This window comes from Streptomyces sp. NPDC002130, assembly GCF_040296465.1.
Taxonomy (GTDB): domain Bacteria; phylum Actinomycetota; class Actinomycetes; order Streptomycetales; family Streptomycetaceae; genus Streptomyces.
Window position 1 is genome coordinate 1 of sequence record NZ_JBEOXI010000306.1, and the last position, 8,481, is coordinate 8,481.

General features: G+C 60.4%; 4 protein-coding genes and 1 pseudogene. All 5 read left to right on the forward strand.

Annotated elements, in window-relative coordinates:
- Positions 1-430 precede the first annotated feature (430 nt).
- Positions 431-913, forward strand: a complete 483-nt coding sequence (locus tag ABT116_RS36130; protein WP_003942444.1) for a hypothetical protein — start codon at positions 431-433, stop codon at positions 911-913.
- Positions 914-1,489: 576 nt separating this feature from the next.
- Positions 1,490-1,726 (forward strand): hypothetical protein, encoded by a 237-nt coding sequence (locus ABT116_RS36135; RefSeq protein ID WP_003942442.1) that lies wholly within the window; start codon positions 1,490-1,492, stop codon positions 1,724-1,726.
- Positions 1,727-2,083: 357 nt separating this feature from the next.
- A complete protein-coding gene (locus tag ABT116_RS36140) occupies positions 2,084-7,237 on the forward strand; it encodes a hypothetical protein (protein ID WP_003942443.1) in 5,154 nt (1,717 codons plus the stop codon).
- Positions 7,237-7,968 (forward strand): hypothetical protein, encoded by a 732-nt coding sequence (locus ABT116_RS36145; RefSeq protein ID WP_003942446.1) that lies wholly within the window; start codon positions 7,237-7,239, stop codon positions 7,966-7,968. Before ABT116_RS36140 ends, ABT116_RS36145 begins: the two co-directional genes overlap by 1 nt.
- A 51-nt stretch (positions 7,969-8,019) precedes the next feature.
- Positions 8,020-8,118 (forward strand): annotated as a pseudogene (locus ABT116_RS36150) (hypothetical protein); the annotation flags it as partial.
- Positions 8,119-8,481: the final 363 nt, after the last annotated feature.

Here is an 8,481-nt window from a genome sequence, read left to right on the forward strand (position 1 = left end):
CCAGCTCAAGGTCGAGTGGGACGGGGACGTCGGCGTCCTCGGCGAACTTGTGGATCCACGCGCTGTAGCCCATGCTCTCGCGAAACGCCTCTGGCCTGGCCGAGGACTACTCGAACCTCACCCGCGAGATCCTCGTACGGATGTCGACCATCACCGCTGAGAGGGCTTCGGCATGAGTGAAAATAGGGTCCGCAACCGCAAGAGCATTGCCAAGTCTTTCGCCCCGAAGCCCAACCGAGCAGAGGGACTCGCTGGTCTCTTGCCCCCGGCCGGCGGGCTGCAGCCTCGCCGCACTACGAGCCCACAGACACCGGACACGGCTCAACCCCAGATCGACTCCACAGCTCCTCACCCGCCGACTCCCAAACGAGTCACCGACGCCCCTCAACCCGCCGTCTCGGCGCCTGAATCTCCAGTGCGGGTGCAGCCGATGGAACCCGAAGCTGTCACCGTTCCAGTCGCACCACCCCACGCGCCTCCTGTTGTCGTCGAGTCTCCACCCGCAGTCACCGAAGCGCCCCCAGCCCAGATTCTGGAAGAAGGAAATCCGCCGGCTGCAGATACCTCGAAGGTGACTGTCACGGCCTACCTGGATCGCACCACTCGCGACGCCTTGGTGAATCGTGCAGCCGAACGGCGATGCGATCACGCCGATGTTGCCATCGAGGCATTCGACGCAGTAGGCATCGAGCGACTGCGAGCCCTCTTTCAACCCGTCGCGGGCAGATCGTCCTCAGGGATTCCAGTCCATCAAGAGCCGTTCACGGTCAAAGGACCCGTCGAGACCTGGTTCCGCTTCACCACCGCTCAACGTGACTGGCTTGACGAGCAAGTGAAGGTCGTCGGTTCCAAATCGCGCAGCCGATTGCTCGCGGGCGTCTTGTCGTTGCACCTGCGGTCGCCCGCACGATAGTGGGGGACGACCTTCGAGGAGCAAAAAGTAAGCCTCGGAGGTCGTCTCTGCTTCCAGGCCCACATGAACGGCAGTCGAAGGTGGCATCGAATCGCCTGCCTTCGTAGCCTAAAAACAGATCGTAGATCCGGGCGAGCGCAAACGGCCGATTCGTGTCTTTGAAGCCGCTCCCCACCCCACTCCCCACCCCGCTCCCCACCTACGTGGGGAGCGGTTTTTGCCGCCTGAACTGCTGTTTCTTTCCACTCCCCCCACTCCCCACCAACTTCGCAGATAGGTCACACGTAGTAGTGGGAAAGTGCATGCCTCGCTAACCTGACTCCGCTTCGACTCGGCCCGTCCAGGTCTCGCGACATGATGCGCACGAAGATTTGTTGACCCCATCTGTCACACGGCGCGGGGCACGCGGATCTTCCTCTAATCAGAGGCATTCATTGCGAGGGTTGAGGGGATTTCAGACATGAGCAGCGCCGGGCACGACACGCTGACACAACCAGCATCACCGTTTCTGAATCAGAATCGATTTACGCTCATCCCATGGGACGACCAAGTAAAGGCGCGCGCCGGTGCCTCTCCGTGCGCGCACCCCTCAACCAGGCCAAGGTCTACGAACGTCGGGCAGACGAACTCGGGATCGATCTCGGGGACTACTGGGTGCTCGTCATGGCGCGCGCCTCGAACCTCGACATTCCTGATTACATCCTCAAGAAGTTGGATCCGGAGCGACTCCGCATCCACGACGCCCGCTATGCAGTTGATCGAACCCAGGCTGCTCGCGAAGCGACCGACGGCGAACTTTCGGTTCCAGCATGAGTTGGCCCTAGACAGCGAAAAACCCCCACTGCTTTGCCGGCCGGAGGGGGTTCTTCGATTCGATTTCAGTCCCGGGAAGCGACTTGCGAGGTCACTTTCCGAACTTCACTTACTCAAGTCCAGAGGACTTATGGCCATTCTAACCAAATTCCGAGCACACTCGCCATCCTTGGCGACGAGTGTCGCTGAGGCAATCGCATGACGGCGGCTGCATCGAGCGGCGCAGCGACGGGTCCTATGTCGTCGTTCGACCGCGTACGCATCGCGGTCGAGTCCAGTGGTGGGGTCCAACACCGAGGCCCTCACGAGTTGATGGCCTTATGCCCTGTCCACGCGGACCGACATGCGTCCTTGTCAGTGAGCTGGGTCAACGGTCACCGCGGCGGCATGGTGCTTTTGCATTGCCACGGCTGCAACGCCTCTGCTTTGGAAATTGCCGAAGGCCTTGGCCTGACCATGGTCGAGCTGTTCGACGAACCTCTTCCCGAGCGCGATGCACTCACTCGGGTCGGCCGTTCGGCTCAACAACGGAGTGCGGGTCGACGACGTCCTAAAGGCGGGCGGTTGCCGGCTCGAATCGCCGTAGCTGCACCAGACCCCAAGATTGAGCACAGTTGGGTTCGAGTCAGGGTCTACCCATACGTGTCGGCGGACGGCACCGTCGTCCAAGAAGTCATCCGCGAGGAATGCAGTTCCTGTGACGGCGCACGTCACAAGCAGTTCCGGCAGTTGTTTGTCAGTGCCAACGGCACCCGTCTCAAGCGCAAGCCCGACGGTTTTGATTCTGTCCTTTATCAGCTTCCCGCCCTCTTGTCCGCCCTGTCTGAGCGGTCACCGGTCTGGTTGCTCGAAGGCGAGAAGGACGTCGAGACCGCTGAGATATTGGGGTTGGTCGCGACCACCAATGCGCAGGGTGGGCTGAGCTTTCCAGTTACCTCCGCTGAGCTCTTCGAGGGTGCAGAGGTCCGCGTCGTCCTCGATAGAGATGGCGCTGGATGGAAGCGCGGCATAGAACTTGCGTCATTGCTAGGTGGAGTTGGCGCACAGGTTCAGTTGTTGCTCCCTGCGATAGTCACCCCGAAGTCTGATTTCACCGACCACGTCGAGGCTGGGCTGTGGTCGGACGAGGACGAATGGGGTGGGTTTACTCCGGTCCGTCCTGGAGAAGTCGCAGCACATAGCTTCGCTGCTGACGTGGTCGAAAAGCAGGCCCTTGTCGAGGTCGCGCTCGCTGAGGCTGTAGCGCGTATCGATCTAGCTGACACGCAGGTCGAGTCCGATGAAGAGTTGGTGCGCGCTCAGCGCTGGGCTTTGGAGGCTGAGCGCCGTTTTGAGCATCTGAGCGAGCTCGTGGACAAAGTCGTTCAGCAGGCAGCCGAGGAGGGGACCGAGTGGGCTGGCGAAGCCGTCGAGTCCGCGACGATTGCTTGGAATGCGTCTCGGGTGGCGGCGCGAGCTGCTCATGAGGTCGCCGGCGTCGCGATCCCTCCGCTGCTGCAGGATCCGGAGCTCGAACCCGCGCCAGTCACTGAAGCTAACGCGGACGAGGCCACCGCGGCGAACGGTCCGTCTGCGACATCGGTCGTGGTTCGCAATGGCATCCGCGGAACCAATTTCATCGCCCCTGTCTATCGAATCATCGAAGGGAACCTCGTCGAGATCGTCACCAGGAAAGACGGCGATCAGCAGGCAAAGTTGGTGCTGGATATCGATGCTCGCATCGTCGAGATGGAATATCTCGAAGTCACCGACGATGGGGTGGACGTCGACGAGCCTGATTTGATGGGCCGCGAAGCGATGGCCGGTCAGAGTGAAATTAACCCTGCCTCGCCGCAAGAGCTGACTGCGGTGATCATCGGATACACGCATCCGGACAGCCGTGAGTTTCTGCGGGTCCGGATCCCGGCAAAGGAGTATCGGGACTGCGCGTGGGTGGAAACACTGCCAGGCCCTCCTGCTTACGACAGCCGTCCAAGCGGCGTTGCAAAGCTTCGTGATGCACTCAAAGGAGCTGGCGGACGCGAGATTCGACGCGTTGTACGGTATCGATCCACCGGATGGCGACGGGACGCGCAAGGAAAATATTTCTTCGTACACGCCGGCGGTGCTATCGACGAGAACGGCGGACGGGTAGCACCTGTGCTGTTGACCGGCCCATTGAGAATGTTCGACTTACCTGCGCCCAGTTCGGATCCTGCGCGGATCCGGGCCGCGTTTCTTTGCGACTCGGCATCGATGCTCGAACGCACGCCTACCCGGGTCTCGGCAGCACTACTCGGGCATGTATTCAGGTCCGCGCTAGGCCCAAACCCGTGGGTGATGGCACTTGTCGGGTCTCCAGGGAGCTACAAAACCTCGCTTGCCTCGTTGGCGATGCATCACTGGGGCGAGAAATGGGACCGTCGACGTCCTGCTTCATCGATGTCAGGTAACGGTGACACGTTGAATGCACTGCGCATCAAATTGAATGCTTCTAAAGATGCCCTTTATTGGGCCGATGACGTCGCTCCCACGCGTGACTTCGCCACCGCCCAGAAAGCTCTCGAAGAGTTCGCTCGTCTGGTTCACAATGGTGAAGAGCGGTCACGGAGCACCCGGGACGGTCTCGGAATCCTTGACGGGACACCACCCCGCGCTTCTGCCCTGATTACGTCGGAGATCATGCCGAGGCCAGGGTCAGCAGCTCAAAGAATGCTCGTCATCCCTCTCCAGGCGTCAGAGATCGATCTGAATGTTCTGAAAGAATTGGATGGCCCTGAATCCCGCCACGGACGTGCCCTGGTAATGGCCACTTATTTGCAGTGGCTGTGCCCCCGCTTGGATGAAGTTCGTTCCGCCGCTTTTGCAGCAGGCGAACAGTACGCCAATCAGCTGAGAAAGGGCGGCGAAAGCGTACGTCAAGCCGACGCTTTGGGCTCATTGTGGGCCGGCTGGCATGCCATGTCACGCTTCCTTGTCGAATTGGGCGCGTTGACGGAAAACGAAGTCGCACATATGGGAGACCTCGTAGCTGTCGGTCTAACCGATGCCGCGTCCGCGGCGGTCGATCCTGACCTCCCGATGCGACCGGGCGCCCGGGTACGTGAGCTTTTGATACACGCATTGAGGAATGGGCAAGCATACGTCGACGACGTCGAAACTGGTGAGGCGCCAAGTGACTGGTCGTTGGCCAAGCGACTTGGCTGGCGGCGCAGCGTTGTCGGGGAAACATCTGATGGCACCGCTCGGTGGAGAGAGGAGGGTCGAGGAATCCGTCTGGGTTATGTCGTCGCCAACCCACGGCCCTGCGATGGGGAACCGCAGATTCTCATTGATTTGCTGGCCCTTGAGCAGGTCCTCAAATCCGCCGGGCAGATGTTGACCGATTCCTTGCAAATTGATCGGGGCACTGCACTGCGCGCACTATACGACGAAGGTGTGCTGATCGCGGAAGAGCGGAAGGGCCGGATGCCCCGCTACACCGTGCAGCGAATGATCAAGTGCGAGAACCGTCGTCAACGAATGGTCGCACTACGCCTGCACAAGTTGTTCGGCGAATGTTCGGACGATTTTGAGGTGAGAACGGGATCTGACGATCCCCACGGTCCGGTACCGGATAGCAAGCCTGCCGACCTTCCTACAGACATCGATGGACGGGACCTTCACGATTCGCCAGATGAAGCGCGAGCGAATTCGTCCATTACCGGGTTCGCAGTATCTTCGCCAATCCCGTCCAACGAAAAAAAGGGTCTAACCAGCTCTGTCACTGACAAGGAGCCTGAAATGGCGATTGAAACCGATGCAGAGGGATTCTCCGCAGACGGGTTCCAGATCTCACCTACATCTACCTGCGCTCTCTGCCATGGCGACGAAGCTGGCTGGGAGATCGACGGACTCGTGATGCACCTCCCGTGCTGGTGGCAGAGCACCGCTGCTTCTCGGGCGATTGCAGCTGGCACAGCCGAAAATCAGGAAGAAATCGAACCTGCTACCGAACCTTCACCGCTGGTAGCGCTGGCACCGAAGGGCCCTGAGACTCGCCCGAAGGTAGTGAAGACGGCCGGCAAGGAGAAGGCGGCCGCGTTCACTGCGCCGGCTGCAGTACTCGATGTCGACGGTGTATGGCTGCCGGACGGCACTCGCCACGAGCTGGCTACTCCGATCGCGCATGTCGGAGATGTCGCCGAGTTGGTCACGACGCTGAATCTCGGGACGTGGACGTCTGACACGTGGTCTGTGCCTGGTCAGATCTGGATCACCGATGCGATGGCGCAGAAAGTTGGTATTGACACCAGTTCGTTGGGGAAACGCAACAGGAATGATCGACTCAAGGAGCTGTCGGCTGAATCTGCATTTGTGACCGATGCGCTGGCTCAGGGATGGCAGCTTGGCGGGCAGCCGGGGGACCGGCTAGGGACGTGGACTCGTGTGTGGCGAGGCGAGGCACGTGGCGTGTGGGTAGCTCTGATTTCCGGGATGAGTCAGGATCCGAAAGAGATGCCTGTACTTGGTGACTCTCCTACCGCAGCCACGTTGGCAAGGCGGCTTGCGTTGTTGGCCGGGGCGCTCCGATTCCCGTGGGCTGTGAGTCCTGCATCGACCGGGATCGACTTGATGATCGCCGCGCGCCCCAAGGAATGGAAGCGGATCTTCGCGCCGTCCGACTCGGATTTTGCGAAGAAGTTCCAGATCTTTGAAGCCGATATCGATTGGTCGCGAACCCTTTCCGATTCAGAGGCGAAATGCCGCTACGTTCATGCCTTCGATCGCGGCGGTTCCTATGCTGCCGGTATTGCTGGTCTCGAATTGCCGATCGGGGAGCCAGAGCATCACCCGGATGGGATGGTGTTCGATCGCAAGCTTCCGGGATACTGGCTGATCGAAATCCCCGACGCAGCGGACTGGCGTTACCCGAATCCCTTGAATCCGATGGGGCTGTCTGTCTCCGAACCGAAGTGGGTGACCACTCCGACTCTCGAACGCGCTGCCCAACTCGGTTACGAGCCGGAGATCTTGGAAGCATTCGTCTGGCGAGATCACGGGCGCGTTCTGGTGCCGTGGTACGAACGCATTCGCGATGCGCGAACCGCCTTGGATATCGAGGGTGACACCGATGCACTGTTGGCGCGTGAGCAGAACAAAGTGATTTACACGCACACCATTGGCATGCTCAATTCCGACATGCATTTGGCCGGGCGACCCGGTTACTCGCCCGAGCGGCACCACCATATTGTCGCTAAATCTCGCGCGAACATCATGTATAGGATCGCGAAGATCGGCGAGGACAGCGGAGTGTGGCCTGTAGCGGTCACCAAGGACACCGTCCTGTACGTCTCCGACGAGCGCGATCCACAATTGGCGTGGCCTGGAGATCAGAAGCAGTTCGGGCGGGGGTTCGGGAACTACAAGCCGGAAGGATCGGCGCTGTTGTCCGACCACCTGCAGTATTTGGACGGCAAAGGTTATCGGGGGAAGTCGGAGCTGATTGCTCCGAACGAGTGGGCAGCTAGTGCGGAGGGGAGTGATTCCTGATGGCACGCAACCCACTCAGTAGGGCGTCGTATTCGCGCATCGCAGACAGTCTTTCCGACTTCGGGTCTGTCGTGGCCGGCCGAATCAATATCTCGCGAGCAGCCAAAGAGCTTCGTGTCACTCAGACTGCCATCCGGGAAGTCTTGCGGGGGGAACGAGGAAAACTTCAGGGGGAGTTCTTCGGGAAGTTGACCGGCCGGCAAGGGGCCGACATTTCCGGACAGCCAAATGCGTCGAACCTGAAGGCTCAGCTGCTGGCCGCTTACGGACCGGGAAAGCGCAGCGAAATCAACACCGCTGCAGCGGCACGTGATTTGGGTGTCTCCAAACGAACAGTCGAGCGTTGGCTGGCTCCCGAGGGCCGACAGCGAATTGCGAAGCCACGCACCGAAACCTTGAATGCATTGGCCCGCAAAGCGAAACAGTCCGCGTCCACTCGAACCTCACGTAAAGAAGCGATGTCGAGCGTACGCAGCAGCGCACGAGGAAAAGCACTGTCGAACTTCGGCGGGAAGATCAAGATCGACGCGGTACAGGGGCCCGGCACCCGGGAGTATGCGCGGGACCGAATGATCACCTTGGCCCTGACACCCGACCAGGTTGAATCCATGTGGAGCGCCTACGAAAATGGGGGCGACAAGGGAATGATCAATTGGATGAACAGCCGAGCCCAAGACTATGTCGGCGGCTGGGAGTTCTACCAAATCAATAGCTTCGACGTGGAACGGTAAGCGGCGATGACTTCTCGGCGAGGGCCGCGGTGGACACGCAAGCGACTCGAAATGATGCTCCGGACCTGTTATGGCGAGACCGAGCGCGGGGGAGTGGACGTCGCGGTCGTCGCCGAGGCTTGCGGGGTTTCAACGCGCACCGTGCGACGGTGGCTTTCTGGCACCAACCGCCAGCTTGCGGCGATCCCTTCTCCTCGGTTGGCGCAGTTGCGTCTGCCGGCGCCGGATTCGGAGCTGCGCAGCCAGCAACAAGCCGATTACGCCCGCGACGCCATAACTTCGATCGCATTACCAAAAGGTCGAGGAGTTCTGCCAGCGTGGCGTGATCGTGGATGGCTCGATTCGCACGTGGTTGCGATCGTGGACCTCGCGGGCAAGCCGTGGAGGCAGGTTGTCATTAGTAACGGTTCAGCGCGGTCGATGAAGGAGTTCCGCCGTAGAGGCTCGATCGTTGAAGGCCGCGGACGGCCAGCTCAGCCGGCACGGCTTCCGTTCGATGCTGGCGGTCCGGCT

Bases quoted from the DNA above. Each gene is read 5' to 3' on its own strand.
- ABT116_RS36145 (WP_003942446.1), top strand. From the start codon at position 7,237: ATGGCACGCAACCCACTCAGTAGGGCGTCGTATTCGCGCATCGCAGAC.
- ABT116_RS36130 (WP_003942444.1), top strand. From the start codon at position 431: ATGGAACCCGAAGCTGTCACCGTTCCAGTCGCACCACCCCACGCGCCT.